This is a genomic window from Rhodanobacter thiooxydans (assembly GCF_030291135.1).
In the GTDB taxonomy this organism is placed as follows: Bacteria; Pseudomonadota; Gammaproteobacteria; order Xanthomonadales; family Rhodanobacteraceae; genus Rhodanobacter; species Rhodanobacter thiooxydans_A.
Genome location: NZ_CP127409.1, coordinates 2172710 through 2198464, shown reverse-complemented (window position 1 = coordinate 2198464; position 25755 = coordinate 2172710). Strand labels below are relative to the sequence as shown.

Annotated in this window: 28 protein-coding genes; 11 read left to right on the top strand and 17 right to left on the bottom strand. The window is 67.3% G+C overall.

What is annotated here, in order from left to right; genetic code table 11:
* Positions 1-225: 225 nt before the first annotated feature.
* The 4 genes from QQA13_RS10060 to cycA all read left to right on the top strand — a co-directional run bounded on the left by QQA13_RS10060 (position 226) and on the right by cycA (position 4177).
* The gene (locus QQA13_RS10060; RefSeq protein ID WP_108472553.1) at positions 226-969 is read left to right on the top strand and encodes an abortive infection family protein; all 744 of its coding nucleotides are present in this window, start codon (positions 226-228) and stop codon (positions 967-969) included.
* A gap of 123 nt (positions 970-1092) precedes the next feature.
* Positions 1093-1602 (top strand): hypothetical protein, encoded by a 510-nt coding sequence (locus QQA13_RS10055; RefSeq protein WP_159082213.1) that lies wholly within the window; start codon positions 1093-1095, stop codon positions 1600-1602.
* A gap of 192 nt (positions 1603-1794) precedes the next feature.
* A complete protein-coding gene (locus tag QQA13_RS10050) occupies positions 1795-2694 on the top strand; it encodes a c-type cytochrome (RefSeq protein WP_108472554.1) in 900 nt (299 codons plus the stop codon).
* Positions 2695-2779: 85 nt separating this feature from the next.
* The gene (cycA, locus tag QQA13_RS10045; protein ID WP_108472555.1) at positions 2780-4177 is read left to right on the top strand and encodes a D-serine/D-alanine/glycine transporter; all 1398 of its coding nucleotides are present in this window, start codon (positions 2780-2782) and stop codon (positions 4175-4177) included.
* Positions 4178-4316: 139 nt separating this feature from the next.
* Here cycA and QQA13_RS10040 read toward each other — a convergent pair whose 3' ends face one another.
* The 3 genes from QQA13_RS10040 to QQA13_RS10030 all read right to left on the bottom strand — a co-directional run bounded on the left by QQA13_RS10040 (position 4317) and on the right by QQA13_RS10030 (position 6624).
* Positions 4317-5105 carry a hypothetical protein gene (locus tag QQA13_RS10040; protein ID WP_108472556.1) on the bottom strand — a complete coding sequence of 263 codons (789 nt, stop codon included), beginning with the start codon at positions 5103-5105 and terminating at the stop codon, positions 4317-4319.
* Positions 5106-5277: 172 nt separating this feature from the next.
* Positions 5278-5943 carry a DUF899 domain-containing protein gene (locus QQA13_RS10035; protein WP_108472557.1) on the bottom strand — a complete coding sequence of 222 codons (666 nt, stop codon included), beginning with the start codon at positions 5941-5943 and terminating at the stop codon, positions 5278-5280.
* A gap of 21 nt (positions 5944-5964) precedes the next feature.
* Positions 5965-6624, bottom strand: a complete 660-nt coding sequence (locus QQA13_RS10030; protein ID WP_108472558.1) for a glutathione S-transferase family protein — start codon at positions 6622-6624, stop codon at positions 5965-5967.
* A 163-nt stretch (positions 6625-6787) separates the two neighbouring features.
* On the opposite strand from QQA13_RS10030, the gene QQA13_RS10025 reads away from it, so the two are divergent.
* Together QQA13_RS10025 and ubiM are read left to right on the top strand one after the other, a co-directional pair.
* On the top strand, positions 6788-7027 hold the full coding sequence (locus QQA13_RS10025) for a hypothetical protein (RefSeq protein ID WP_108472559.1): 240 nt from the start codon (positions 6788-6790) through the stop codon (positions 7025-7027).
* A gap of 97 nt (positions 7028-7124) precedes the next feature.
* Positions 7125-8348: a 5-demethoxyubiquinol-8 5-hydroxylase UbiM gene (gene ubiM, locus QQA13_RS10020; protein WP_108472560.1), complete on the top strand. Its 1224-nt coding sequence runs from the start codon at positions 7125-7127 to the stop codon at positions 8346-8348.
* A gap of 24 nt (positions 8349-8372) precedes the next feature.
* Here the strand turns inward: ubiM and QQA13_RS10015 are convergent, their stop codons facing one another.
* The 6 genes from QQA13_RS10015 to QQA13_RS09990 form a co-directional block, all read right to left on the bottom strand.
* A complete protein-coding gene (locus QQA13_RS10015) occupies positions 8373-8945 on the bottom strand; it encodes a hypothetical protein (RefSeq protein ID WP_108472561.1) in 573 nt (190 codons plus the stop codon).
* The gene (locus QQA13_RS10010) at positions 8942-9559 is read right to left on the bottom strand and encodes an SCO family protein (protein WP_108472562.1); all 618 of its coding nucleotides are present in this window, start codon (positions 9557-9559) and stop codon (positions 8942-8944) included. The genes QQA13_RS10015 and QQA13_RS10010 overlap by 4 nt, the downstream gene beginning before the upstream one ends.
* The gene (locus QQA13_RS10005; RefSeq protein ID WP_108472563.1) at positions 9531-11018 is read right to left on the bottom strand and encodes a cbb3-type cytochrome c oxidase subunit I; all 1488 of its coding nucleotides are present in this window, start codon (positions 11016-11018) and stop codon (positions 9531-9533) included. Before QQA13_RS10005 ends, QQA13_RS10010 begins: the two co-directional genes overlap by 29 nt.
* On the bottom strand, positions 11015-11563 hold the full coding sequence (locus QQA13_RS10000) for a cytochrome oxidase (RefSeq protein ID WP_108472564.1): 549 nt from the start codon (positions 11561-11563) through the stop codon (positions 11015-11017). The genes QQA13_RS10005 and QQA13_RS10000 overlap by 4 nt, the downstream gene beginning before the upstream one ends.
* Positions 11564-11764: 201 nt before the next feature.
* Complete coding sequence (locus QQA13_RS09995; RefSeq protein WP_108472565.1) at positions 11765-12178, bottom strand: OsmC family protein; 414 nt, start codon at positions 12176-12178, stop codon at positions 11765-11767.
* A 23-nt stretch (positions 12179-12201) separates the two neighbouring features.
* Complete coding sequence (locus QQA13_RS09990; RefSeq protein ID WP_108472566.1) at positions 12202-13971, bottom strand: acyl-CoA dehydrogenase family protein; 1770 nt, start codon at positions 13969-13971, stop codon at positions 12202-12204.
* A gap of 132 nt (positions 13972-14103) precedes the next feature.
* Here QQA13_RS09990 and QQA13_RS09985 point away from each other — a divergent pair, with 132 nt between their 5' ends.
* The 3 genes from QQA13_RS09985 (at position 14104) to QQA13_RS09975 (ending at position 16010) form a co-directional block, all read left to right on the top strand.
* Positions 14104-14868 (top strand): tetratricopeptide repeat protein, encoded by a 765-nt coding sequence (locus tag QQA13_RS09985; protein ID WP_108472567.1) that lies wholly within the window; start codon positions 14104-14106, stop codon positions 14866-14868.
* Between the two features lie 36 nt (positions 14869-14904).
* Positions 14905-15171 carry a DksA/TraR family C4-type zinc finger protein gene (locus QQA13_RS09980; RefSeq protein WP_108472568.1) on the top strand — a complete coding sequence of 89 codons (267 nt, stop codon included), beginning with the start codon at positions 14905-14907 and terminating at the stop codon, positions 15169-15171.
* Positions 15172-15326: 155 nt separating this feature from the next.
* Positions 15327-16010, top strand: a complete 684-nt coding sequence (locus tag QQA13_RS09975) for a 2'-5' RNA ligase family protein (RefSeq protein WP_108472569.1) — start codon at positions 15327-15329, stop codon at positions 16008-16010.
* A gap of 22 nt (positions 16011-16032) precedes the next feature.
* On the opposite strand, the gene QQA13_RS09970 is transcribed toward QQA13_RS09975, so the two are convergent.
* From QQA13_RS09970 to QQA13_RS09960, 3 genes are all read right to left on the bottom strand, one after another.
* Complete coding sequence (locus QQA13_RS09970; RefSeq protein ID WP_234411377.1) at positions 16033-16902, bottom strand: DMT family transporter; 870 nt, start codon at positions 16900-16902, stop codon at positions 16033-16035.
* Positions 16903-17068: 166 nt separating this feature from the next.
* Positions 17069-17623 carry a beta-lactamase hydrolase domain-containing protein gene (locus tag QQA13_RS09965; RefSeq protein WP_108472570.1) on the bottom strand — a complete coding sequence of 185 codons (555 nt, stop codon included), beginning with the start codon at positions 17621-17623 and terminating at the stop codon, positions 17069-17071.
* Positions 17624-17685: 62 nt separating this feature from the next.
* On the bottom strand, positions 17686-18051 hold the full coding sequence (locus QQA13_RS09960; RefSeq protein WP_108472571.1) for a VOC family protein: 366 nt from the start codon (positions 18049-18051) through the stop codon (positions 17686-17688).
* 119 nt (positions 18052-18170) lie between these two features.
* Between QQA13_RS09960 and QQA13_RS09955 the strand changes: the two genes are divergently transcribed.
* Positions 18171-18515, top strand: a complete 345-nt coding sequence (locus QQA13_RS09955; protein ID WP_108472572.1) for a zinc ribbon domain-containing protein YjdM — start codon at positions 18171-18173, stop codon at positions 18513-18515.
* A 7-nt stretch (positions 18516-18522) separates the two neighbouring features.
* Here QQA13_RS09955 and QQA13_RS09950 read toward each other — a convergent pair whose 3' ends face one another.
* The 3 genes from QQA13_RS09950 to QQA13_RS09940 form a co-directional block, all read right to left on the bottom strand.
* Positions 18523-20016 (bottom strand): glycine betaine ABC transporter substrate-binding protein, encoded by a 1494-nt coding sequence (locus QQA13_RS09950; RefSeq protein WP_428992346.1) that lies wholly within the window; start codon positions 20014-20016, stop codon positions 18523-18525.
* The gene (locus QQA13_RS09945; protein ID WP_108472574.1) at positions 20013-20780 is read right to left on the bottom strand and encodes an ATP-binding cassette domain-containing protein; all 768 of its coding nucleotides are present in this window, start codon (positions 20778-20780) and stop codon (positions 20013-20015) included. The genes QQA13_RS09950 and QQA13_RS09945 overlap by 4 nt, the downstream gene beginning before the upstream one ends.
* Positions 20781-20951: 171 nt before the next feature.
* Positions 20952-22334 (bottom strand): sensor domain-containing protein, encoded by a 1383-nt coding sequence (locus tag QQA13_RS09940; RefSeq protein ID WP_108472575.1) that lies wholly within the window; start codon positions 22332-22334, stop codon positions 20952-20954.
* Between the two features lie 203 nt (positions 22335-22537).
* On the opposite strand from QQA13_RS09940, the gene QQA13_RS09935 reads away from it, so the two are divergent.
* On the top strand, positions 22538-23305 hold the full coding sequence (locus QQA13_RS09935) for a hypothetical protein (protein ID WP_108472576.1): 768 nt from the start codon (positions 22538-22540) through the stop codon (positions 23303-23305).
* 155 nt (positions 23306-23460) lie between these two features.
* Here the strand turns inward: QQA13_RS09935 and QQA13_RS09930 are convergent, their stop codons facing one another.
* Both QQA13_RS09930 and QQA13_RS09925 read right to left on the bottom strand, forming a co-directional pair.
* Positions 23461-24000 carry a lipocalin family protein gene (locus QQA13_RS09930; protein WP_108472577.1) on the bottom strand — a complete coding sequence of 180 codons (540 nt, stop codon included), beginning with the start codon at positions 23998-24000 and terminating at the stop codon, positions 23461-23463.
* Between the two features lie 61 nt (positions 24001-24061).
* Complete coding sequence (locus QQA13_RS09925; protein WP_108472578.1) at positions 24062-25702, bottom strand: Na+/H+ antiporter; 1641 nt, start codon at positions 25700-25702, stop codon at positions 24062-24064.
* Positions 25703-25755 lie beyond the last annotated feature (53 nt).

The window sequence follows — 25755 nt, the reverse complement described above, 5'->3', positions numbered from 1 at the left end:
TTTTCGCACCCGGTTACACCCGTACTTTTGCCTGTGTAACTCGTACACCCTCAAAAGGGTTGTATAACACCGCTGCCTGTATTCGCACCGATGCTGGTGCTAGCGCTGGTGTGCAAGGGCTTGATCGGCTTTAGGAATTGTCCGCTTGTGCGGTCAGGGGCGGAGCCGCATACTCGGTGCAATACCCTACTTTTGGGGTCTACTAAGCGTTAGGCTGCTAAACAAGTGAACGATTTGCTCGACCAAACAGAAACCCTGCAGAACCTTCTGATTTCGGAGGCAACCGGCGGGAACGAGGACGATTCAGAGTACATTCGCCTGCGTCAAATGCTGTTGGCTAATGCCGCGCTGGAGTCATTGCTACCAAAGTTGCTACGCACCTGTCGCAACCTTGCACAGTTCTGGCAATTCATCAAATTTGAATTTAGTACATACGCTGAGCGCCGTAATTACATTTGGAGCGAGTTCCGTCCTGTCTTGGATGCTATAGAGCGTGGTGTATCTGCTCCATCGGACAAGGTCGTATCGCAAGCGCTCGAAAAATTCGATGCGTCACATGTTCAAGCGGCATGGTCTAAGGCATTGGACAGGCGCGCGTCTGATCCGGAGGGCGCAATCACGTCTGCTCGGACGCTTATTGAGTCAATTTGCAAACACATTCTTGACGAGTCGGGCATTCCCTACGACGACGCAGCAGACCTTCCCAAGCTCTACAAAAAGACAGCTGAAACCCTTACGTTGGCCCCATCTCAACACACAGAACAAGTGTTTAAACAGATTCTCGGTGGCTGCACCGCAATCGTGGAGGGGCTTGGTTCTCTACGTAACCGCCTCAGCGACGCACACGGCAAAGGCAAGGTTGGTAGTAATCCCGCATCGCGTCACGCAGAGCTTGCGGTCAACCTTTCGGGGGCGTTGGCAACTTACTTACTGGCCACATGGGATGCGCGCAATGAAGCCGCAGCCTAACATCTCATTCGAGGCGGACGGCTTCGCCGCCGCTTAATTCGTTCAAGGCGGACGACTTCACCGTCGCTTAATTCGTTCAAGGCGGACGACTTCACCGCCACTCAACTCAGGCGTTAGCTGGCCATGGATGAATCCCCAGAGTTTGCAGAGCAGTACAGCAGAGCCGAAAGAATTCGGATTGCGTTGCTTGGTACAACGGCGGGAGGGTTGCTTGTAGCTTTTGAGAAGCTTTGGCTCTCTCCTTGGTTGCGTGAATTTTCAACCTCGGCGCAATGTCGGACTGTCTTTGGTGTCAGCGGGACTACCGTGCTGTGGCAGGGTCTTTTTGTCGGCCTGCCGTTTCTCGCTGGGCTTGTCGTTGCCTTTGCGTTCGGGAGGCGTGGCTTCAAGATACTCAGGGACGGACAGGTCCCGCCCTTGCGCGAGAAATCGTTGCGCCTGATCAGAATTCGGCGAGGGTCCGGGGCAAAAATCATTGGTTACTTGCATTTGGTGGCGTTCGTGCCTTTCCTCGCTCTCGGGCTCTGGGGATATGCGCAAGCAGAGGGCTTGTCCAGGCAGGCGCAGCACAAAGCTGTCGATTGCTCGGCAAACAATTCATTCAAGCCAAAGCCGCTTCACGGCTCGACTTGATTAAGGTGTCAGGCGCCGTCTGGAGATTCGTACAATAAAAGGGGGCGTGGCTAATTAACCCTCGCCCTTCACGCTGGCGAGCCTTGGACGTGGGATTGGTTGGCCATGAGATGGCCCCGGAATTCCGATGGCGCGACGCCCGGTATCGCACTACTCTGCCTGCTTCCGCATCGGGGGATGGGGAGGGGCTATATGCGCAGGGTATGGAAGTGGCTCGGCCGCCTGCTGGCCGCTGTGCTGGTGCTGTTGCTGGCGGTGGTGCTCTCGGCCTATGTGCTGAGCGAGCGGCGCATGGCGAAGGTGTACCGGATCGACCCGCCGGTGCCGGTGGTGCCCACCGATGCGGCGGCAGTCGAACGGGGCAGCCACCTGGCTGCGATCCGCGGCTGCAAGGATTGCCACGGCGCCGACCTGGGCGGCGCCACCTTCATCGACAATCCGCTGTTCGCCCGGCTGTCGGGTAGCAACCTCACGCCGGGCGGGCCGGGCGGCAAGCTCACCGACGTGGACCGGGTGCGCGCGATCCGCCACGGCGTGGCGCCGGACGGGCGCTCGTTGCTGTTCATGCCGGCGCAGGAGTTCAGCCACCTCGGCGATGCGGACCTGGGCGACCTGCTGGCCTACCTGCACAGCGTGCCGGCGGTCGATCGCACGCCGCCGGCGAACCGGGTCGGCCCGTTGGGGCGCGTACTGTTCGTGGCCGGCAAGGTGCCGCTGTTGCCGGCGGAGATCGTCGACCACGCCGTGCAGCACAGCGAGCCGCCTGCAGCCGGCCCCACCGCCGCCTACGGCGCCTACCTCGCCACCGCCTGCGCCGGCTGCCACGGCAAGGGTTTCTCCGGCGGGCACATTCCGGGCACCCCGCCGGACTGGCCCGATGCCGCCAACCTCACGCCGGACCCGAGCGGCCTGGCGAGCTGGAGCGAGGTCGACCTGAAGAAGGCGTTGCGCGAGGGCGTGACGCCGGGCGGCCGTGCCTTGAAGACCGACTACATGCCGGTGCGGGTGACCCGCTTCCTCACCGACGATGAGGTCGGTGCGCTGTACGCCTACTTCCGCACCCTGCCGGCAAAGCCGCACGGGCAGCATTGAGCTGCGCTGTGGCATCCATGTGGCGCATGGATGCCGCGTGCGCTTTTCTGTATGTTGGCGGCTTCCCAACGCCAAGGCGCGCCGCATGACCGCATCGCTGGAACACCCCGAGCATCTGAGGCGCAGCCTTTCCAACCGGCACCTGCAGCTGATCGCCATCGGCGGCGCGATCGGCACCGGCCTGTTCATGGGCTCGGGCAAGACGATCAGCCTGGCCGGGCCGTCGATCCTGCTGGTCTACCTGATCATCGGCGTGATGCTGTTCTTCGTGATGCGGGCGATGGGCGAGCTGCTCTTGTCCAACCTCGAGTACAAATCCTTCATCGACTTCTCCACCGACCTGCTCGGGCCGTGGGCCGGTTTCTTCTGCGGCTGGACCTACTGGTTCTGCTGGGTGATCACCGCGATCGCCGACGTGATCGCGATCGCCGCCTACGCGCAGTTCTGGTTCCCCGGGCTGGCGCCGTGGATTCCGGCGGTGCTGTGCGTGCTGCTGCTGCTCAGCCTGAACCTGGTGACGGTGAAGTTGTTCGGCGAGATGGAATTCTGGTTCGCGCTGATCAAGATCATCGCGATCATCGCGCTGATCGTCACCGGCTTCGCGCTGGTTGCGTGGGGCTTTACCTCGCCGAGCGGACACAAGGCTTCGCTGGCCAATCTGTGGAATGACGGCGGGTTCTTCCCGAAGGGTATGAGCGGCTTCTTCGCCGGCTTCCAGATCGCGGTGTTCGCCTTCGTCGGCATCGAGCTGGTCGGCACCACCGCCGCCGAGACGGCCGACCCGAAGCGCAACCTGCCCAAGGCGATCAACTCGATCCCGGTGCGCATCATCATCTTCTACGTGCTGGCGCTGGTCGCGATCATGATGGTGACGCCGTGGCGCCTGGTGGAAGCTGGCAAGAGCCCGTTCGTGGAGCTGTTCGTGCTGGCCGGCATCCCGGCCGCGGCCAGCCTGATCAACTTCGTGGTGCTGACCTCGGCCACCTCCTCGGCCAACAGCGGGATCTTCTCCACCAGTCGCATGCTGTACGGCCTGGCCGAGGAGCAGCACGCGCCGAAGGCGTTCGCGCGGCTGTCGCGGGCGGCGGTGCCGTCGCTGGGCCTGTTGTTCTCCTGCTTCTGCCTGCTGCTGGGCGCGGCGATGATCTACCTGATCCCCGACCTGATCACCGCGTTCACCCTGATCACCACGCTGTCGGCGGTGCTGTTCATGTTCGTGTGGTCGCTGATCCTGTTCGCCTACATGGCCTACCGGCGCAAGCGGCCGCAGCTGCACGAAGCGTCGACATACAAGATGCCCGGCGGCGTGTTCATGTGCTGGGTGTGCCTGGCGTTCTTCGTGTTCGTGCTGGTGCTGCTGAGCCTGCAGCCGGATACCCGCGAGGCGCTGATCGCCAGCCCCGTGTGGTTCGTGCTGCTGGGCATCGGCTACCTGTGGAAGGGGCGCCGGGCGCGTCGCGCGGCGGCCGTACCGGTGGAGTAAGCGGGCGGCATCGACGCGGTGGCAGCGGGCCGCTGCGCTACGTCGCCGGATCCGTGCCATGGGAAGGAAAGGCCACGCGGGCGTGGCCTTTCCGTGTCGCCCGCGCTGCGATGAAGGTCGCTGCGCGGCCCCGCACGATTCATTGCTTGTTCGAATCGAACGACGTCGTGCGGCCGGACTTGGGGTTGTGGTTGGATGTCTTCATGGTCCTGCCGTCGGCGGACACGCTCATGGTGCTGGTGAGCGTGGTCTTTCCATCCTTCTGGTAGGTCTCGCGAAGGGTCTGCTTGTCCAGTCGTTTCACCGACACGGTGCCGTCCTGCTTGCCGTGGTTCATCAGCGGCACGGCCTTGCCGTCGATCATGGCGGTGTAGGCGTTGCCGGATTCGTCGCTGTAGCTGATGTCATTGCCGGCGACCTTGTAGGTGTCGCTGGAGATGCCACCGCTGGCGCTGATGCCCTGGCTGAATTGCCATGAGCCGGCGACCGCGTGCGACCCCGCGGCGCCGTTGCTGGTCCGCTTGAACGTCGCCTTGGCGCCGCCGGTTGCGGCGCCGTCGTGGTACTGGGTGAACTCGCTGGTGGCGGTCTTGCCGTCCGCCGCCACGGTGAAATTGCCGCCGGACACGACCTTGCCATTCTGCTTGTCGGTTTCCTGGATGGTGTGCTCGTCGACGACCTTGATGGCCACCGTGTTGAAGTTCTCGTGCCCGCTGACCGGGTGATCCTCGCCGTCGGCCTTGACGCTGATCGCTGGCGTGCAGTTGCATTGGTACATGCCGTCCTTGAGCGACATCACCAGCGGTTTGCCGGTACGGTGTACCGAGGCCGGGTCCAGTTTCCAGGTACCGGTGAACGAGTCCTGCGCCCACACAAGCGCAGGGGCCAGCAACGCGAGCGCGAAGCCCGCGAGGAGCAGCCGTTTCATGATTGCCTCCAGATTGGGGCCCGGGTCGTACCGCCGGCGCGCTGGCCCTCGGGCGCCGCGCCTTCAAGCATTGTCGCGGCGACGTTACTGATACGTGAAGCCCGCGACCGGCAACGATGCATGACGGGCGGGCCAGCCGTGCCTGCCCGCGGGGCGGCGTGCCCTGGCAGGGTTATCCGGGGTATTGGTCGTGGATCTTCACCTGGCTCCAGGTGGGCTGCTGCGGCCAGCCTTCAGGCGAGTCCTCCCAGGCTTCCTGGCGGCCCCACGGGGTGGCGTCGAGCAGGCCGAAGGTGCTGATGGGCAGCTCGATGCCGCGGCCGGTGGTGAACCAGGTCTGGAAGATGCCTTCCTCCGTGCGCAGGAACACCGACAGGCCGAACGGGGCGCCTTCGGCGGCGACGAAGTCATCGTGGAAGCGGCTGCCGAAGCAGGAGTACCAGGGGAAGCGCCAGCCCAGCCGCGCCTTGACCGGCTCGATCTCGGCTACCCGGGCGCGCGAGACCACCGCGAAGGTGGCGCCGCGCGCGTTGAGGTGCGCCAGGTTGCCGATCTGGTCGCAGTAGAACGAGCAGCCGGGGCAGACATGGTCCGAATCCGGCGCCAGCATGTTGTGGTAGACGATCAGCTGTGGGCGGCCTTCGAACAGCTCGGCAAAGCTGTGCGTGCCGGCGGGCGAGGCGAACGTGTAGCCGTCGTCGACGCGGGTCATCGGCAGGCGCCGGCGCTTGGCGTTCACGGCGTCCTGCGCGCGGGTCAGTGCCTTTTCTTCCGCGAGCTGGGCGTGGCGCGCGGCCTGCCATTGTTCGCGGCTGACGATGGGTGGATGGTTCTTCATGGTGGTCTCCTGCGGGTTCGCTCAGTCGCGGTCGGGTGCGCCGAGCGGGAAGTACGAACGGTACGGGCGTGCCTCGTCCACCGCGCGGGCGAACGAGGGGCGCGCCAGCAGGCGTTGCCGGTAGGCCAGCACGTTGGCGCATCCCGGCGGGATCGGGTGGGTCCAGTCGGCGTAGAACAGCGCCGGCGCGGCGGCGCAGTCGGCGAGGCTGAAGTCGCCGCCGGTGGCCCAGTGGCGGTCGGCGAGTTTCCGGTCCAGCCAGGTGTAGGCGATGTCGAGCATGGCGCGCGCTTCCTTCACGCCGTAGGGATCGCGGTCGGCGGCGGGGCGCAGGCTGTCCCACACGATCTTCTGCTGCGGCGTGTGCACGTAGTTGTCGAAGAAGCGGTCCATCGCACGCGCCTCGAGCGCGGTGTCGGCGTCGACGGGAATCAGCGGTGCGCTGCCGGGGTAATGCCGGTCGAGGTACTCGATGATGATGCTCGATTCGACCACCGTGCGTTCGCCGTCGCGCAGCAGGGGAAAGCGGCGGATCGGCCACAGCGCGGTGAATTCGGCGTCGGTGACGGCATCGTCCGGCGTGAGTACGCGCCATTCGAACGCTGTACCGTTCTCGTACAGCGCGATCAGCACCTTCTGGCAGTAGGAGGAGAACGGATGGGCGTAGAACGCGAGGGACATGGCGGATCGCCTTGTGGTGTGGGTTGTCCATGCGACGAATGGCCGCCGGCCGGATCGACATGGCCGGGCCCGCGCTTGACCGGGGTCAAGGCGGCGGCCGGCGACGCTGCCGAATATCGGTGTCAACGACACCGTGACAGTGTCCATGAAACGAGGCAATCCGATGGAATTCCATATCGCCCTGACTGATGCGTCCCCCAGTCCTGCCGTCGTGCAGGATGCCCTGTTCGACATCGATCCGACCGCGGTGGCCGATCTCGACATGAGCGGCCTGGTGCTGCGGGTATCCGCCGTGATGACGTCGGCGGACCTGATCGAGGTGCTGCGGCAGGTTGGCTGGCCGGTGGCGCCGAAGCAGGTGGTGCAGCTGCCGTCGATCTGCTGTGGCGGTTGCGGTGGCTGACGCGGCGGCCAGCCGGCGGTTTTCCTGACCGGCGTCAACGCGGGCCGGCGCCGCGCCCCGCAGCTTGCCGGTGATCATTTTCTGGAGTGTCCCACCCATGTCCTTCGATATCGTGGTCATCGGTGCCGGCCCGGCCGGCTTGTGTTTCGCCCGTTCGCTGGCCGGCAGCGGCCTGCGCATCGCGCTGATCGAACGGCAGCAGGAGGCTGCGCTGATCGTACCCGCCGACGATGGTCGCGAGATCGCGATCACCCACCACTCGCAGCGGCTGCTGCACGAGCTGGGCCTGTGGGCGCGCCTGCGCGAGGAGGAGGTTGGCACCCTGCGCGACGCGCTGGTGCTCGACGGCGACGACCGCGATGGCCTGATGTTCCGCCACGACGAGGCGGGCAAGTCGCAGCTGGGCTGGCTGGTGAGCAACCACGCGATTCGCCGTGCCGCGTACGAGGAGGTGATGGCGTTGCCCGAGGTCGAGCGCATCACCGGCGCGCGGGTCGGCGCGGTGCGTACCGATGCCGACGGCGTCCGGGTCGAACTGGACGGTGGCGACACGCTGCATGCGCAACTGCTGGTCGCGGCCGACAGCCGCTACTCCGACACCCGCCGCGCGATGGGCATCGGTGCGCAGATGCGCGACTTCGGCAAGACCATGCTGGTGCTGCGCATGCGCCATGAGGTGCCGCACGAACAGGTGGCGTGGGAATGGTTCGGCCACGGCCAGACCCTGGCCCTGCTGCCGTTGCACGATGCGCACACGTCTTCGGTGGTGCTGACCCTGACCCCGCCGGTGATGCGCGAGCTGCTGGCGCTGGACGATGCGGCGCTGGAAGCCGCCATGGCCGCACGCTTCGGGCACCGGCTGGGCGCGATGAGCGTGGCCGGCCCGCGTTGCGCCTATCCGCTGGTGGGCGTGTATGCGAAGCGTTTCGTCGCCGAGCGCTTCGCGTTGATCGGCGACGCGGCGGTGGGCATGCATCCGGTCACCGCGCACGGTTTCAACTTCGGCCTGCTCGGGCAGGACATCCTGGCGCGCGAGCTGCGCGCCGCGCAGGCCGCCGGGCAGTCCATCGCCGCGCCCGCGCTGCTGGCGCGTTACGAACGCCGGTTGCGGCTGGCCACGCGGCCGCTGTACCTGGCTACCAACCTGCTGGCCGGCCTGTACACCGACGACCGCCGCCCGGCGCGCGCGCTGCGCAAGCTGGCGCTGGGTGCGGGCGCGCGGCTGGCGCCGTTCCGGCGGCTGGTGATGTCGGGGCTGACCGCCGAACACGGCGGCGTGCCGGCACCGCTGCGCCGTTTGCGCCCGCCGCGATGGGCCTGAGGGAACCGTGCGGGCGTCTGCTTACTATCGGTCGAAACGTCCCCACAGCAACTTGATGGCCACGCCGGCCAGCAGGAGGCTGCCGATCGCCAGCATGGCTTCGCCCGCGCGTTGCTGGTCGTCGAGCAGGTAGTTGTTGCACAGGCGTACCGGCGAGACCAGGTACAGCCAGCCCAGCCGGAAAAACGTGGCGATCAGTTCGAGCAGGAATACGCCGCGCACCACAAAACCCATGCGCGGCCAGCCCAGCCCCAACGGCAGGCCGATCAGCAGCGGCACGCTGGTGAATTTGGCGAACGCCATCCAGGCCTCGCTGACGGCAGCATCCAGCGAGCGTGGCAGCATCCAGAACATGCCGGCCAGACTGGCCAGCACCAGGCTGGTGATGCCGTGGTAATTCCAGCGCGCGATGCTGGCGTCGAGCCGCGGCGGCAGCGCGGCCGGCAGCAGGTAGCCGACGCCGATCAACAGCGGGATCTGCACCAGCATCTGCAGAACCATGCGGCTTTCCAGCAGTTGCCGCGACGGCGGCAGCAGCAAGGCCGCGAACAACAGCGCGGCGAAGGCCGGGGCCGGGCGCTGCAGGCCGGTGATCATCGTTCGAGCTTGCTGCGCACGGTCTGCGCGACCGCTTGCGGATTGCCCGCATCGAGGATCTGCACCAGCCGTCCTTGCGGATCGACGACCTGGATCGCGGCGTTGTGCACGTAGCCGCCCATCCCGTCCGGCACCACGGTGACGCCGAACGTGCGCAGCAGCTGCCGCAGCCCGTCATCGCTGACTGGTCGGGCGGCGATCCAGCCGGGGCCGCGGTCACGAAAGCGTTTCTGGTAGGCGGCAAGTTCGGCCGGCGTGTCGTGCGTCGGGTCGAAACTGATGCTGAGCAGCACCAGCCTGCCGTCGGCCAGCGGCGCGGCGAGCTGATCCTGCAATTGCGCAAATTCGCCGCCCAGCGCCAGGCACCAGCTGAGGCAGCGGGTGTAGACGAAGTCGACCAGCACCCAGCGCCCACGCAGCTCGGCCAGGTTGACGTGTGCGCCGGACTGGGTTTCCAGCGTCACGGCCGGCACCGGTGGCGGGTGTCGCCGCACCGCAAGGCGGCGCGCGGTTTCGCTGGTGAACGCGTGGAAACCGTCGGTGGCGACCGTCAGCACGGCGCCACCGAGCACCAGCAGCAGGGCGCTAGCCAGCAGGGTGCGCAGGATCGGCATCGACCGGCGCCTTGAGCAGGCCGACGATGATGCGCGTGGCGAACAGCAGCATGCCCAGGATCAGCACCATCGCGGCGATGGAACCGGCCCGGTCGTACGGCAGCCATTCCGGCAGGTGCGCCGCGAAGCGCCGCGCCACGCTCATGTGGCCGGCGTACAGGAACACCATGCAGAAGCTGATGCCGCCCACGACATACAGGAGCAGGCCGGCGCGGTCGGTTCCGCTGTTGACCGGCGCCTGCTGGCGACTGCCGACCACGTGGTAGAGCAGGGTGAGGATCATCGGCAGCACGCCGAGCAGCAGGTAGAAGTGGAAGTGTCCCGGCACCCATTGTGTGTTGTGCATCACCCGGTTGACGCTGATGGTGCCGTCGATGATCGCCGGCACGATGCCGGCGGCCCAGCCGAACAGCGCCAGCACGGCCAGCATCGAGGGCATCTTCCAGCGCAACCCGGAGCGGTGGATGTTGGTCAGTACACCGTAGGCGGTGACCAGGAACACCGGGAAGCCGGCCGCGTAGGAGATGATCTGGCCCATCACCAGCATCCAGCGCGGCTCGGCGTAATCCATCAGCAGATGGTGCGGGAACACGATGATCACGAATACGGTGCTCGCCGCCCACGACCACAGGAACGGCCGCGAGACCCCGTAGGGTTTGCCGGTGTAGCGCGGCAGCAATTCGTAGACGGCGATCACGCCCATGTAGATGGTGGCGTTGATGATCATGTGGCCGAACCAGTAGATCAGGTTCTTCACCACCAGCGCGTTCAGCGCCACCTCCGGGTCGTAGGCATTGATCAGGCACATCACCAGTACCACCGCGCCGGCCAGGATGCCGAGCGAGTTGGCGATGATCACCATGGTGCTGGCGACCACGGCCTTGGGATGGTTCGGATCGATCTCGCCGCCGAACAGCCATTGCAGCCCCAGTCCGCGACCCAGGTTGCCGAAGCGGCGGATGATCGCCGCGGCGGCATCCAGGTAGAACAGCAGCATGCCCACGCCGATCAGCAGGTAGCCGACCATGAACACGGCGGCGGCGCCGTTGCTCCACTGGCCCATCGAGTGCACCGGCAGCGGGTACAGGAAAGTCCACGCACTGGCGAAGTTGCCGATGAATACCGCCCCGATGATGCACAGCGCGCCCAGCATGAACAGCACGTAGTTGCTCACGAACGCCCACAGGTGCAACGACACGTACTTGCGCAGGAAGAACCACATCACCGCGGTGCTGGCCAGGCTCATGGTGCCAACCATGCCGGCGCCGTGCATGGTCATGACCTTGTAGAACATCGCGGCCTGGACCGGCGTCCAGTCAGCCTGGGTCATGCGCATGGTCAGGCCCAGCAGCATCATCAGCACGAACAGCAGCAACGCGGTGATCATGTACAGGTTGAACGCCACGTGTTCGCCGCGCGGCAGTCTTTCGTCCTGCGGGTAGAGTTCGAGCGAGCTCATGACTTGTGCCCCCGGGCGGCGACGTCGAGTTCGGCGGTCATCCCGTTGTGGGCGACGCCGCAGTATTCGAGGCACATGATCCGGTAGGTGCCCGGCGTGCGGAAGGTGTACAGGATCTTGTTGGTGAAGCCGGGCATCGCCTGGGTCTGGATGACGATACGGCCATCCGGCGCGTAGATCGCGAAGCCGTGGTTCACGTCGTCGCTGGTAACACGGAACTCGACGGGCTCGTCGACCGTGAGCCGGGTCTCGCTGACATCCCAGGTCCATTGATGGCCGACAACGTTGACGACCTGCGCGGCCTGCAGCGGTTCGTGTTGCAGCGGAATGGGAAAGGGTCGCAGGCTGGCCCAGGCGATCCCGATGCCAAGCAGCAGCAGCGCCAGGAACAGTCCGCGGCGCAAGGTGATGGAACTTCGGTGGGCGCGTGCGGCCTCGGCGGTCCCGGCCGGCCTGCCGGCCTGGACGATGGCATAGACGAAGCCCAGTGCCACCAGCCCCATCCCCGTCAGCGTGATGGCCCAGATCATGTTCTGGAAGATCATGGTCGTGCTCTCCCCGGAAAGCGCCACGTCCAAGCCCGTCTACGCCGTCTCGGCAGCAGTGTCAAGGAAAGATGGCGGGGAGGTCGTGATGGCGGCAGCGAGGCCTGTCACGGAATAGCCTTCCAGACGGCCGTGTTGCGGCGCGCATGACGCCGGCACGACAACCTGTCGAATGGCGGCCCGAACCGCGGTATCAGGGCGTCACGGGGAGTCGCCGAGTCGCGAGGCGATGCGCACCTCGCCGGTCAGCACCTTGTGGATTGGGCACTTGTTGGCGATCTGCAGCAGGCGCTCGCGCTGCGCGTCGTCCAGCTCGCCGCGCAAGGTGATCACGCGGGTGATGTCGTTGCCCGACTCGGGCGTGCCGTCGGGGTTGAAGGCGAGCTCGACGTCGACATGTTGCAGCGGCCAGCCCTTGCGCGCTGCGTACATCTGCAGCGTGATCGCGGTGCAGGCGCCCAGCGCGGACAGCAGCAGCCGGTGCGGCGCCGGGCCGGTGTTGGCACCGCCTTCCTCGACTGGTTCGTCGGCGTGCCAGGTGTTGCCCTGGTCGTCGGTGAACTCGACTGCGTACGGCGCGCCGCCGGTGCTGGCGCGGACGGTGGGGATGCTCATGGCGGGTACTCCTGCGTCGGGTTTCAGATCACGTCCCACATGTAGCCGTCGTGCGCGAGCACCGCGCCGGCCAGCTGTTCGATCGCCTCGTCCTCGTTGCGTTCCAGACCGCGCACGTTACGCGCCATGCGCCGGCGCGCCTGCCGGGCGAATACTTCGGCGATGCTTACGGCTTCGTCCGCAGCGGGATGCGCCTGCTTCAGCAGGCTGTCGGCGCGCGACAGCACGCACAGGCCCACGAACAGGTCGATCGCGATGTCGGCCAGGCGCTTCTGCGCGTGCTGCATGTCGGCCGCCTTCTTGCCGTAGCGGCGCAGCAGCGCGTCGGAGGATCTGGACAGTTCCACCGTGTATTTCTCGTAGGTGGCGGCGACCTTGCGCAGCCGCGGCGACAGCTCGTGTGCGATGCGGTCGATGCCGTAGCCGGTAGCCTCGCGCATGCGCCGGCCGGTGTAGCTGCCGAGCACGCCGAAGCCCTTGATCGGCTCGTTGAAAATGTCGCCCACGGCGGCCTTCAGCTCGGAGAGGCCCGCGCCCACGCCCTTCAGGCCGGACAGCGCGATGTACAGCCGCAGGATCTCGTTGGTGCCCTCGAAGATCGACAGGATGCGCGTGTCGCGGGTGATCTGCTCGTACGGAAACTCGCGCATGAAGCCGTTGCCGGCGGCGATCTGCAGCGCCTCGTAGGACGCGCGCTGCACCGCCTCGCTGGCGAACACCTTGCTCATCGCCGCCTCGACCGAGTAATCGCTGCCGCCGCCGTCGATCAGGTGCGCCACCATCCACACCGCGCTCTCGGCGGCGAAGCAGTCCACCGTCATCTGCGCGATCTTCTCGCGCACCAGGCCGAACTCGGCGATCGACTGGCCGAACTGCTTGCGCTCCTTCGCCTGCGCGCTGGCCAGGCGGATCAGCGTGCGCATGCCGCCGACTGCGCCGCCGCCCAGACCGGTGCGGCCGCTGTTCAAGATGCTCATCGCCACCTTGAAGCCCTTGCCGACCGGGCCCAGCACGTTTTCCGGCGGCACCCGCACGTCGGCGAATGCGACCGTGGTGGTGCTTGATGCGCGGATGCCCATCTTGTCTTCGTGCGGGCCGTGGCTCACGCCGGGCCACTTCGCCTCGACCAGGAACGCGGTGATCTTGCCCTCCGGCGTGTCGGTGCGCGCGAACACGGTGTAGAAGTCGGCGATGCCGCCGTTGGTGATCCAGATCTTCTCGCCCGAAAGCGTCCAGCTGCCGTCGTCGTTGCGCGTTGCCTTGGTGCGGATCGAGGCGGCGTCGGAGCCGGCGCCGGATTCGGTGAGGCAGAACGCAGCGATCATCTCGCCGCTGGCCAGCTTCGGCAGGTAGCGTTGTTTCTGCTCGTCGCTGCCGAACAGCAGCAGACCTTTCATGCCGATCGAGCTGTGCGCGCCGATGGTCAGCGAGACCGAGCTGTCGTGGCTGCTGGTCTGACCCAGCACGCGTGCGTAGGCGCCGTTGGACAGTTCCATGCCGCCGAACTGCTCGGGGATGATCAGGCCGAACAGGCCCATCTCGCGCAGCGCCTGGATGAACCCGGCTGGCTGCTCGGCGTCGCGGTCGTACTGCTTCAGTGCGGCGCCCTTGTCGGCGAGGAACTGGTCGATCGCGTCGGTCATGGCGCCCAGCATTTCCCTGTCGCGCGCGTTGATCTCGGGGTAGGGGAACAGGTTCTCCTCCAGGATGTTGCCCAGGAACAGCTGCTTGGCGGCGCTGTCGTCGCTGCGCAGTGCGGGCTGCTCATGGGTGGCGGGCGATGGCGTGTTCACGACGCATTCTCCTGGCGGGGTGGAAAGCGCATTCTGGCACCTGGGGCGCCGAAGGCGATGCCGCCAATCGCCGCAGGCCGGATCGCCCGGTGGCCGCGGTATGCTCGCCAGGCATTTCAACAGGGGAAGTCCATGCATCGTTTCGGCATCTTCGCGGCGCTGACGGCGCCGCTCCTGCTGGCGGGCTGCGCGTCGCACGCGCCGACCAGGCCGGCCAACACCATCACGCTGACCCTCGACGAAACGGGCGAGTCAGCGGCCGACGCCGACCTGCAGAAGGTGCACGACGCGCTGAAGATGATCGAAAGCGGCAGGATCCAGCTGGCGGTCGAGGGGCCGTTGACCGAGGTCGTCGACAAGTACGAAACGATGTATGCGGGCAAGCCCGGCAAGGTGTTCTGCGCCCGCGGCATGGTCGATGGACTGACCTACGCCGGGCTGGGCAGCAAGGCAGTCAATGGCAAGGCGGACGTGCCGGTGCAGGTAATCGGCCCGGCCTGGGCGATGGCGTACTGGGCTCGCGGCTACGCCTACAGCGAGATGGCCCGTTATGCGGATGCACGGGCCGAACTGGAAAAGGCCCTGGCCTTGTCGCCGATGGACAGCCAGTACAAGAGCGAACTCGCGTTCACCTATCAGCGCGACGGAGACTGGAAGAGGATGCTGGCTCTGTACCAGGAGGCCGAGGGCGATGCGGACATCAGCGGCGCCACGCCCGCGCAAGCCACCCGGTTGAAGTGCGTGGCACTGCGTGGTCAGGGTTACGCACTGGTCGAACTGCATCGGCTCGACGAGGCGGCCGGGGCCTACCAGGGCTGCTTGAAACTCGTTCCCGGCGAACCCAAGTCCTTGGGCGAACTGAACTATATCCAGGGCTTGCGGGCGAAGGCGCACTGAGCGCCGCCCACGATCCCGATTTGCGGAGGTAGGGCCATGGCAACCGGTTGGGCAGGCGACGGCGCGGTACAGGACCAGATCGACGCCACGGTCAGCGACGCGGTGCAGCGGGCGCGCCAGCAGCTGCGCCAGGGGCCGGGCCTGAAGCACTGCGAGGAATGCGATGCGCCGATTCCCGCGGCACGGCGCAAGGCCGTGCCTGGCGTGCGCCTGTGCGTGGCCTGCCAGGAAGCGCAGGATGCGGGGCAGCGCAGTGCCGGTCTGTACAATCGCCGCGGCAGCAAGGACAGCCAGCTGCGCTGAACGGGTGCGCGCAAACGACAACCGCCGCACGGAAGCGCGGGCGCGTGGGGGCGGGTGCTTGTGCGCTCCGTCGACAAGCGGCAAGCTCGGGCTCTATCGACCGGGCCGACCCGGGTCTCGCGGGGCGGTTGGCAACGGATTACTGGCGTGATTGCTTGGAGGCACAGGCCATTTCTACCGCATCGAACCCATCCGAACTCGCCGCTGGCATCAACTATTTCTTCGCGTTGCTGCCGGATGAGCAGGCACGCAATGCGATCGCCGGCGTGGGCGAGCGTTTCCGCAAATCGCACCGGGTCAGCGGATCGCCGGTCGGCATCGACAGCCTGCACCTGACGCTGTGCCCGATGGGCAAGCCCGAGTGGCGATTGCGGCAGCCGCTGGAGGAGGCGCTGCTGGCCGCGGCCGGCGAAGTGCGTGCGCCGGGGTTCGTGGCCACGCTGGATGCGGCGATGCGCTTCAGCGCCAGGGACGGGCAGTTTCCGTTCGTGTTGTGCGCGGACAGCGCCACTACCGAGGCGGCGCTGAGCCTGCGCAAGGCGATTGCCGCGGCGCAGCTTCGTGTGGGCCTGCAGGTCAGTGGCGTGTCCAGCTTCCTGCCGCACGTGAGCCTGCTGCATGGCCATGCGGTCGATGCGATCGAGGAATCGGTCGCGGCAATCCACTGGCGCGTGTCCGAGTTCGTGCTGATCCGCAGCTTCTTCGGCCAGTCGAAGTACGAAGTGGTTGGTCGCTGGCCGCTGGCGGCGGTAGCCGCGCCCGAGCCGCTCGACCTGCTGGCGGAGATGGCCAGCCTGCCGGACCTTGCGGAACTGCCGGACTGGTTCGACGGGGAGTGATCGGCACCGGACGCGGCTCGCGTCAGATCGACGGCTCGGCGTTCGCGGTGCACGCCTCGCGACGCCGCTGGCGCGCCAGGTTGTGTTCGCGGTGGGCGATGTACAGGCTGGCGCCGATGATGATGGCGGCGCCCGCCGCGGTGTAGTGGTCCACCTCTTCGCCGAAGATCCACCAGGCCAACACCGCCACGATCAGCAGCTGCAGGTAACTGAACGGCGCCAGCAACGAGGCGTCGGCCAGCCGCAGCGCGCGCGTCCAGCAGTAATGCCCACTGGTGCCGAGCGCGCCGGACAGCACCAGCCACGGCCAGATGCCGGCGTGCGGCCATTGCCATACGGGCAGCGCGGCGGGCAGCGACAGCGGCACCCACAGCAGGGTGGTCAGCAGCACGATGCGGTCGGCCGGCTCGCTGCCGGTCAGCGACTTGATGCTGATCGTCACCGCACCGGTCAATCCCGCCGCCAGCAGCGCGACCAGGCTGCCGGCGGTGAACGCGTCACTGCCGGGCCGCACGATCACCAGCACGCCGATGAAGCCGGCCACCACCGCGCTCCAGCGGCGCAGGCGCACCACCTCGCCGAGGAACAGCACTGCGCCGATGGTGACGAACAGCGGCGAGGAATACGACAGCGCCACCGCCTCGGCCAGCGGCAGGTTCACGATCGCCCAGAAGCCGGCCAGCATGCCGCCCATGCCGAGTACGCAGCGCATCACGTAGAAGCCGAAGCGTGGCGTGTGCAGCAGCTGCCAGCCGTGCACATACAGCAGCGGCAGCGCGAACAGTGCGCCGAAGGTGCTGCGGAAAAAGGTGATCTGGAACGGGTGCAACTGGGCGGAAGCGAGCCGGATCGACACCGCCATCAGCGCGAAGAAACCGGCGCTGCCCAGCATCAGCAGCACCGCGCGCAGCGGCAGCGGCGTGGAGGTGGGCGGCGATGCAGGGATCGGGTCCAGGACCGTGCCGTGGGAAGCTGGGGGAGGCGCGCATGGTACCCCACCCGCGCATCGGCTTTCGCCCGGCCGGTGGCGGTGTTGTTGCGCTGCCTGGCGAGGAACCTCAGTGCGCGGGCGGTGCTGCGGTGTCTGTTCCACCGCCCGACCACGCCTGCAGCCGCTCGCGCACGGCCGGTTCCAGGCCCTTCAGTCCCCAGCGCCGACCTTCCGCCAGCGCAGCCTCGGCCGGCAGGCCGTCGATCAGCGCGGCACGCAGGGCGATCATCGCACCCACCCGGTTGCCGCTGGCGCAATGCACCAGGGTCGGCTGGTCGCCGGCGTCGCGCAGCAGGCGGTCGAACTGCACGACCCGGGCGCGGGTCAGGTCGCCGGCGCCGCGGATCGGCAGGTTGTGGTAGCCGATGCCGGCTGCCCGCACGGCGGCGGCTTCGTCGAAGCCGGGCGTCTCGCTGTCCAGGCTGAGATCGATCACCTGGCGGATGCCGGCGCGTTTCAGCGTGGCGATGTCACCGGCCTGCAAACGCCCGGAGGCCACGCGGTGCGGCGCCGGGAACGCGACATGGGCAAGCCCGGCCATGGCGGCTTCTTCCGGCGCGGCGGCGACGGAAACGGAGACGAGCATGGCAAGTGCCAGCAACAGCAGCAGCGGACGGTACATCGGTGGATACCTGAGGGCGGGATGCGATCAGGATAGCCGGGCCGGAGACTTCGAACAGGCCCTCAGGCGGCGGCCGACTCCACGAAAGTCACCAGGTTGCCGTCCGGATCGCATACCGGGGCGAAGCGCACGTAGTGGGTCGCCAGTTGCGGCGACGGTACGTCGATCTGCCGTCCCTGCAGGCCGAGCAGGATCTCGTCGAGATCGTCCACGATGATGCCGAGCGATACCGAGCCGGCATGCGGGCTCGTCTCGTCCAACTCGCTCCTGGGCAACACCTGGATCCGCGTGCAGCGGGCGATCTGCCACTCGGCGCAGGAGTCGTTCGAACCGTTGTCCGGCATCCGTCCGAACAGGCGGGCGTACCAGTCGCTGGAAGCGGCGAAGTCGCTGGCGGCAACCGTGGCGAGAACCGGGTGGGGATGCATGGCAAGTCTCCGCGGCGGTGCACGCAAAGCTAGCGTCATGCCGATGTCGAGCGCGTGAAGGCATGCGACGTGCGCCCGTATAATCGCCAACCCCTTGATGGAATGACCAGGATCGACCGATGTCCGACATCCCCGCCTGCCCGCTGTGCGCGATGGAGAACACCTATCCGGACGGCGACAACTACGTCTGCGCCGACTGCGGCCACGAGTGGCCGATCGCGGCCGGTGCGCCTGCGGCCGATGCCACGCTGGTGGTGCGCGACGTCAACGGCAACGTGCTCAACAGCGGCGACACGGTGACGGTGATCAAGGACCTGAAGGTGAAGGGTTCGTCGATCCCGCTGAAGCAGGGCACGCTGATCCGCAACATCCGCCTGGTCGACGGCGACGACGAACACATCGAAGGCAACTCGGACAAGATCAAGGGACTGGTGCTGAAGGCGTGCTTCCTGAAGAAGGCTTGAGCTGAGCCTACTGGCGCGCCTCGATCCGCAGTCCGCGCGGCGTCAGCCGGCGCTCGACCAGCTCGAACAGGCTCTGCACCAGCAGCGCCAGCACGGCGGCCGGGATCGCGCCCTGCAGGATCAGGCCCACGTCGTCCAGCCGGATGCCGGTGAGGATCGGCTGGCCATAACCACCGGCGCCGATCAGCGCCGCCAGCGTGGCTGTGCCCACGTTGATCACCGCGGCGGTCTTGATGCCGGCCAGGATAGAGCGCATCGCCAGCGGCAGTTCCACCCGGCGCAGCCGCACGCCGGGCGGCAGGCCCAGCGCGGCGGCAGACTCGCGCAATTCCGGCGCGATGCCGACCAGGCCGGCGTGCGTGTTGCGCACGATCGGCAGCAGGCTGTACAGGAACAGCGCGGCGATCGCCGGCCAGGTGCCGATGCCGAGCAGCGGGATCATGAACACGAACATCGCCAGCGACGGTACCGTCTGCAGCACGCCGGTCAGGCCGATCACCCACTGGCCCAGCCGCCGTTGCCGGGCCGCCAGGATGCCCAGCGGGATCGCCAGCAGGATGGCCAGTCCCAGCGAGATCGCCACCAGCTTCACGTGTTCGGCGCTGCGCTGGAGCAGCTGCGACCACGGCCCGCCATCGTGGCCGCCCGCATGGATGCCGAGAAAATCCGCGGCCACCACGTTTTCGCCGATGCCGCGCAGTTTCACCCGCGCGTTCATCGCGCGCATCGCATCCTCGTCGATGCTGCCGGTGAGCTTGCGCAGCACGCCGACGAAGGCGGGCGAGCTTTGCTCCAGCGCCAGGCGGTACAGGTAGACCGCGTCGTAGCGCGGGAAGTAGTGGCGGTCGTCGCGCAGCGTGCGCAGGTGGTAGTAGGGAATCTCCGCGTCGGTGCTGTACAGGTCGATCGCGTCGACGGCGCCGCTGGCCACCGCGCGGTATGACAGCGCGTGGTCGAGGCCGCTCACCTTGGTCTGCGGCAAGCCGTAGCGTTGGCGCAGGCCGGGCCAGCCGTCGCCCCGGTCCATGAACTCGTTGGAGAAGCCGAAGCGCAGGGCGGGGTGCTGCAGTAGGTCGGAAATGTCGGCGATGCCCAGCCGCGCGGCGACGTCGGCACGCATGCCGATCGCATAGGTATCGCTGAAGCCGAGCGAGTCGGTGATGCCGATGCCCAGGGGTTTCAGTCGTGCGCGCAGAGTGGCGATGTCCGCGTTCGCCGGCACGCCTTTCAGCAGTTCCTGGGTGAGCGTGCCGGTGTATTCGGGATAGGCGTCGATCCCGCCTTCGAGCAGGGCGCGCCACAGGATGCTGGTGCCGCCCAGCTCGCGCCGGTGCACCGCATCGACGCCGGCCTCGCGCGCGCTGGCCAGCGCCACTTCACCCAGGATCACCGATTCGGTGAACTGCTTGGAACCGATGCGCACCGGCGTGGCCTGTGCCGGCGCGGGCAGCAGGCAGGCGCCCAGCAGCAAGATCAGCAGAGGCAGCGTGCCGCGCATCACGGTGCCTCCGGCAAGCGTCGCTGCGCCGCGACGAAGCGGCTGACGAACGCATCGGCGGGGCGGTCGCGCAGGTCGCGGAACGTCCCGTCCTGCAGCACGGCGCCCCGGCGCAGCAGCACCAGCCGTTCGGCGAACCAGGCCGCCTCGGCCAGGTCGTGGGTGACCACGATCACCGTCTTGCCGAGCTGGTCGAAGATCTGTTTCAGCTCGTCCTGCAGTTCGTGCCGCACCACCGGGTCGAGCGCGCCCAGCGGTTCGTCCAGCAGCAGCGCGTCGGGATCGGCCATCAGCGCGCGCATCAGCGCCACGCGCTGGCGCTGGCCGCCGGACAGTTCGGCCGGGTAGCGCTCCAGCACGCCAGCCGGCAGATGGGTCAGTGCGGCGAGTTGTTCCGCGCGCTGCCGGATGCGCTCGCGGTTCCAGCCCAGGTGGCGCGGCAGCAGGGCCAGGTTGCCCAGTGCGGTGAGGTGGGGAAACAGGCCGCCATCCTGGATCACGTAGCCGACCCGCCGGCGCAGCGACAGCACGTCGGCGCGCTGCAGGGGCCGACCGTCGACTTCAACATGGCCGTGGTCCGGCCATTCCAGCCCGAGCAGCAGCCGCAATACGGTGGACTTGCCCGAGCCGCTGCTGCCGATCAGTGCCGTGGTGGTGCCGGCGGCGAACGCCAGGCTGGTGCACTCGAGCGCGTGCAGTTTGCCGTAGCGCTTGCTGGCCTGCGCCAGCGCGAAGGCGATGCCGCCGGAGGACTCAGCCGTGGACATGGCGTGTCATGGCGTGTCGACCTTCAGTCCGGTGGCGGGGGAAGCGGGGCCGGTGGGCAATGCGACTGCGCCGGTGCCGCAGCGGCTGCGGTGCAGTCGTGAGCCTATCAGCAGAGCGGATTCAGGCGCCAATGGTGACTGCGCTGCGTTGACCGGGTACCTCGCGGACTGCTACGGCGCACCGTTCATCAGCGCACGGTTGCCGCCCTGCCGTTTGGCGTTGTACATCGCGTCGTCGGCGTGTCGCAGCAGCTGTTTGTCGTCCTCGCCGTGATCGGGATAGAGGGCGATGCCGATGCTCGCCGATACCTGCAACCGGCAGCCGGCCAGTTCGAACGGCCGCCCGAGGGCGGCACGGATCTTCGTGGCGACCACGACGGCGTGTTCGGGCAGGCCGATGTCGTTGAGCAGCACCACGAATTCGTCGCCGCCGATGCGCCCGACCGTGTCGGATTCGCGCACGCAGTGGTTGATGCGCGCGGCCACCTCGCGCAGCAGCAGGTCGCCGATGTCGTGGCCATGACGGTCGTTGACTGGCTTGAACTTGTCCAGGTCGAGGTACAGCACGGCCAGCCGCCGCTGCTCGCGCCGGGCCATGGCCAGTGCGCTGTGCAGGCGGTCGTGGAACAGCTCGCGGTTGGGCAGGTCGGTGAGCTGGTCGTGCCGGGCGAGGTGCTGCAGGCGGGTATGGGTCTGCTTGCGCTCGATCGCCGCGGCGATCTGGGTGGAGACGAACTGCAGCAGCGCCTTGTCCTGCTCGCCGTAGCGTGTTTCGCCGGAGTAACTCTGCACCACCAGCGCGCCGATCACGCCCGACTGCCCGTTGAGTGGCACGCCAAGCCATTCCAGCGAATCCCGGCCGCTGATCGGGCCCACCCGTGCGGGCAGTTCCACCCGGGTATCCGGCGTCAGCAGCAGCGCCTGGCCGCTGCGGATCACCTCGCTGCTGAGCGTGCCGGAATCCAGGCTCTGAGTCGGCGGCGGCTGCTCGCACTCGTCGACGAAGTAGGGGAAGCTCAGCTGGTCCTTGTTCGCGTCGTACAGGGCCACGAAGAAATTGTCGGCCGGCAGCAGCTTGCCGACGACCCGGTGGATGTGCCGGAACAGCGCCAGCAGGTCCTCCGCCAGGTGCGCCGCCTCGGAGATGGAGTGCAGCGCCATCTGCATCAGCTCGGCGCGCTTGAGTTCGGTGACATCGCGCGCCACCGCGATCCGCACCTGGTCCACCTCCGACCAGCGCGCCGACCACATGATGTGGATGACCCGGCCGTCCTTGCGCACGTAGCGGTTCTGGAAATGCGGCTTGGAATGGCCGGCCATGATCTCGTCCGCCGCCTGCAGGGTGCGCTCGCGGTCGTCGGGGTGGACCAGTTCGAGCATCGACCGGCCGATGACCTCTTCAGGCGTATAGCCGAAGATGCGCTCGAAAGCGGCACTGACGAAGACGTAGCGGCCCTGGACGTCGACCACGCAGATCGCGTCGAGCAGGAGGTCCATGACGTTGCTGAAGGGGAGGCCGGCGCCCGATTCCAGCGGAGGAGGCGGTTGGTTCATTCGTACCTGTTCGAGCGTGGAGCCTGGTGATGCGGTTATGCCGAGTTCGAAGCCTATCCGGAATCCGTGCGGGAAATGTCTACGCGCGCATCCCTGGCGCGAAACCCAATGGCGGGCTATTTTTCGTGGATGGCTTCCGGCACGGGCCGGCATCGCGCCGGGCGGCTTATGGTGGCGTTGCACACATCGGGCGAGGGACAGTGATGTTCAGGCGGATCCTGCTGGTTCTGGCGCTGGCCTCGGCCATGGCGTTGCCGCTACGGGCGGCGACGATCCCGCCGACCCAGGTGGCCGTGCTCGCCACGCTGCACCAGCTGCATGCCACCACGCCGGCCTATTCGTTCGAGGCACTTGGCCGCGCCATCGAGCGGTTGCAGCCCGACGTGCTGTGCGTCGAACTGCAGCCGGACGATTTGCAGCGGCGTCCGGCGGAGCCGACCAAGCAGGAATACACGGAGGTCGTCTATCCGCTGATCGACCGCCACCATTACCACGTCTACGCGATGGAGCCGGCTGATCCCGCGTACAGCGGCATCCTCACGCCGTACATCCAGGCCGGCCAGGATTTCAGCGTACGGGCACCGGAGCAGGCCGAGGCGTTCTCGCGCTACAGCGACGGCGCCTACATCGGACTGCAGGCGTACTGGACGTCGCCGACACGGGTCAACGACGCGGTGACCGATTCGGTGCTGCGCGCCAAGCACGAGCTGCAGCAGGCGATGGTCGGCAACGGCGAGCGCACCGGCTGGGAACGCTGGAACCAGCAGTTCCTCGGCATCATCCTGCAGGCGGCGAAAGAGAATCCGGGCAAGCGCATCGTGGTGGTCGTGGGCGCCGAACATGGCTACTGGCTGCGCGGGCACCTGGCCCAGGCGGCCGGCGTGCAGTTGCTCGATACGGCCGAGTTGCTGCGGGCGCCACCCGCGAAACCGGTGCCGCGAGCCGCTGGAGCCGGCGTGCCGACCACGTGATGGCGGCGACCGCCGACAACCACCAGTAGGCCCTGCATTAATTTCCGGATGACCACGCTTGCGACGCTGGGCGCCGCCGCACCCGTCATGCTGGCCGGCAGCAACGTACAGGCGCAAGACACCTGCAACGCACCCCGGCGTGAGGCGCCCGGCGCTCAATCCAGCGGTGCGGTCATCAGCAGCCGGTCGACCGGGTAGCCGCGCTGGCGCGAGTGCTGCCTGAGGGTCTGGAACAGCGCGCGATCCATCGTGGGGCGGCGCGAGAGTATCCACAGGTGCTCGTGCCCGGGGCTGCCGATCACGGCCCACTGGTAGTCGGCGTCCACCTCGACCACCCAGTAGTCGGCCCATGCCATCGGCAGCCAGGTCAGCCAGGCGGGCGCGAAGCGCACCTCCAGTGCCCCCGGCTGGTTGTCCTTCACCCGCGCCACGCCGTCGACCGACATCCGGCCCTTGCTGGTGCGGCAGGTGTTGTGGATGTGGATGCTGCCGTCGGGGTTCGGCGTGTAGGTGGCAACGACGGCGTCCAGGCATTTGCGCTCGAAGTACATCGGCAGCCGCGCGATCTCGTGCCACTGGCCGGCGTAGCGGTGAAGGTCGAGCGACGGCACCGGCTGGTTCGGCAAGGTGGCGGCTGCGGCAGGCCAGGCGATGACCAGGGCTGCCAGGATCAGCAGCCGGCGGAACGTGTGCATGGTCTGACTCCGTGGGTTGGGCATGGCGCGAATGAGGCAATAGCCATGGAACGATACTGCACTAGCGGTAGCGCGCTTCCTGCAGGTCGATCTCGCGCACCAGCCGGCGCGAGACTTCGTCGGAGATGTGGTGGTGGCGCGCCAGTTCGAAGATCGCCTCGCGTTGGCCCTGCAAGGCAGCCAGGCGCAGTTCGCGTTCGGCCACGTCGGCCTTGCGCAGGTGTTGCGCCTCGTCCCCGCTGGAGGCGTCCTCGTCCAGCCAGTGCTGGTACAGCGCGATCACCCGGGTACCCGCGCTGGTGTAGATGTCGACCTCGCTGGCCGGGGCTTTTTCCAGCAGTTCGTGCTGGGTCTTCTCGATGGCGGCGATCGCTGCGGTGGCGGCGGTCCGGCGGGCCAGGTTTTCTTCCCGCTGCACCGCCGGCTCCGGCGGCAATTCCAGCCCCTTCAGCAATGGCGGCAAGCCGATGCTGGCGGCCAGCAGCGACAGCAGGATCACCGCGGTGGCGAGGAAGATCGCCAGCTCGCGCGCGGGGAAGGGCGTGCCGTCGGGCAGCAGCAGCGGCAGCGTCATCACGCCGGCCAGGGTGATCGCGCCGCGCACGCCGGCCAGCGAGGTGGCCAGCAGCAAGCGCCAGTGCGGTTGGCTCGCGGAGTGGCCGCGGTGGTGTGCCTTGAGCACGTTGATCCGCAGCGAGATCCAGACCCAGGCCAGGCGCAGCAGCGCCAGGCCGATATTGATCGCCAGCGCGTACACCAGCAGCCACCACGGGTTGCGATGGCCGCTTTGTGCCACCGACGCCATCGCGCCCTGCAGGCTGGCGGGCAACTGCTCGCCCAGCAGCACGAACATGATGCCGTTCAGGGCGAACTGCACGGTGTTCCACACCGCCGTGCGCCGCACCCGCGTGGTGGCCAGCAGGCGGCCGCTGAGTTCGACGTAGCTCATGGTGATGCCGGCGGCGACCGCGGCGAGGATGCCCGAAGCATTCGCGTATTCGGCCAGCAGGTAGGCGCCAAACGGGATCAGCAGGCTGATCAGGATCGGCGAGCCGGCCTCCTGGCCGAAGTGCCGCGACAACCAGCGCTGTGCGAAGCTCACCGCCACGGTGAACCCCACGCCGATGCCGAGCCCGGCCAGCGCCACCCACAGGAAGGTCAGCGACGCGGACAGCAGCGAAAAGCCGCCGGTCACCGCCGCCGCCACGGCGAAGCGGAAGCAGACCAGGCCGGTGGCGTCGTTGAGCAACGACTCGCCTTCGAGGATGTGCATCAGCCGCTTCGGGATCGGCACCCGCGCGGTGATCGACGACACCGCCACCGGATCGGTCGGCGACACGATCGCGGCCAGCGCGAACGCCACCGCCCGCGGCATCGCCGGGATCAGCCAGTGGATCAGGAAGCCGGCGCCGATCACGGTGGCCACCACCAGGCCCAGCGCCAGCGCCAGGATCGCGCCGCGGTCGCGCAGCAAGCCGTCCTTGGGGATGCGCCAGCCATCGAGGAACAGCAGCGGCGGCAGGAACAGCAGGAAGAAGATCTCCGGATCCAGCGCCACGCCGTGCTTGAACACGCCGGCGATCACCGCACCCAGCCCGATCTGCACCAGCGGCAGCGGCAGCGAGAACGGCAGCATGCGCACGAGGTAGCCGCTGCCGACCACGGCCAGCAACATGGCCAACGCTACTTCGATCGAATTCATGCGTGTTCCGGCGACGAGTTTTGACCTTAGCAAGAGCACGGCCGCGCCGTCGA

Bases quoted from the DNA above. Each gene is read 5' to 3' on its own strand.
- QQA13_RS10050 (WP_108472554.1), top strand. From the start codon at position 1,795: ATGCGCAGGGTATGGAAGTGGCTCGGCCGCCTGCTGGCCGCTGTGCTG.
- QQA13_RS09955 (WP_108472572.1), top strand. From the start codon at position 18,171: ATGTCCGACATCCCCGCCTGCCCGCTGTGCGCGATGGAGAACACCTAT.
- cycA (WP_108472555.1), top strand. From the start codon at position 2,780: ATGACCGCATCGCTGGAACACCCCGAGCATCTGAGGCGCAGCCTTTCC.
- QQA13_RS09945 (WP_108472574.1), bottom strand. From the start codon at position 20,780: ATGTCCACGGCTGAGTCCTCCGGCGGCATCGCCTTCGCGCTGGCGCAG.
- QQA13_RS09970 (WP_234411377.1), bottom strand. From the start codon at position 16,902: ATGCTGGGCAGCGCCGGTTTCTTCGCGCTGATGGCGGTGTCGATCCGG.
- QQA13_RS10035 (WP_108472557.1), bottom strand. From the start codon at position 5,943: ATGAAGAACCATCCACCCATCGTCAGCCGCGAACAATGGCAGGCCGCG.
- QQA13_RS10005 (WP_108472563.1), bottom strand. From the start codon at position 11,018: ATGAGCTCGCTCGAACTCTACCCGCAGGACGAAAGACTGCCGCGCGGC.
- QQA13_RS09925 (WP_108472578.1), bottom strand. From the start codon at position 25,702: ATGAATTCGATCGAAGTAGCGTTGGCCATGTTGCTGGCCGTGGTCGGC.
- QQA13_RS09965 (WP_108472570.1), bottom strand. From the start codon at position 17,623: ATGTACCGTCCGCTGCTGCTGTTGCTGGCACTTGCCATGCTCGTCTCC.
- ubiM (WP_108472560.1), top strand. From the start codon at position 7,125: ATGTCCTTCGATATCGTGGTCATCGGTGCCGGCCCGGCCGGCTTGTGT.
- QQA13_RS09995 (WP_108472565.1), bottom strand. From the start codon at position 12,178: ATGAGCATCCCCACCGTCCGCGCCAGCACCGGCGGCGCGCCGTACGCA.
- QQA13_RS09985 (WP_108472567.1), top strand. From the start codon at position 14,104: ATGCATCGTTTCGGCATCTTCGCGGCGCTGACGGCGCCGCTCCTGCTG.
- QQA13_RS09980 (WP_108472568.1), top strand. From the start codon at position 14,905: ATGGCAACCGGTTGGGCAGGCGACGGCGCGGTACAGGACCAGATCGAC.
- QQA13_RS09930 (WP_108472577.1), bottom strand. From the start codon at position 24,000: ATGCACACGTTCCGCCGGCTGCTGATCCTGGCAGCCCTGGTCATCGCC.
- QQA13_RS10010 (WP_108472562.1), bottom strand. From the start codon at position 9,559: ATGCCGATCCTGCGCACCCTGCTGGCTAGCGCCCTGCTGCTGGTGCTC.
- QQA13_RS10015 (WP_108472561.1), bottom strand. From the start codon at position 8,945: ATGATCACCGGCCTGCAGCGCCCGGCCCCGGCCTTCGCCGCGCTGTTG.
- QQA13_RS10000 (WP_108472564.1), bottom strand. From the start codon at position 11,563: ATGATCTTCCAGAACATGATCTGGGCCATCACGCTGACGGGGATGGGG.
- QQA13_RS10025 (WP_108472559.1), top strand. From the start codon at position 6,788: ATGGAATTCCATATCGCCCTGACTGATGCGTCCCCCAGTCCTGCCGTC.
- QQA13_RS10030 (WP_108472558.1), bottom strand. From the start codon at position 6,624: ATGTCCCTCGCGTTCTACGCCCATCCGTTCTCCTCCTACTGCCAGAAG.
- QQA13_RS10055 (WP_159082213.1), top strand. From the start codon at position 1,093: ATGGATGAATCCCCAGAGTTTGCAGAGCAGTACAGCAGAGCCGAAAGA.
- QQA13_RS10040 (WP_108472556.1), bottom strand. From the start codon at position 5,105: ATGAAACGGCTGCTCCTCGCGGGCTTCGCGCTCGCGTTGCTGGCCCCT.
- QQA13_RS09935 (WP_108472576.1), top strand. From the start codon at position 22,538: ATGTTCAGGCGGATCCTGCTGGTTCTGGCGCTGGCCTCGGCCATGGCG.
- QQA13_RS09940 (WP_108472575.1), bottom strand. From the start codon at position 22,334: ATGAACCAACCGCCTCCTCCGCTGGAATCGGGCGCCGGCCTCCCCTTC.
- QQA13_RS09960 (WP_108472571.1), bottom strand. From the start codon at position 18,051: ATGCATCCCCACCCGGTTCTCGCCACGGTTGCCGCCAGCGACTTCGCC.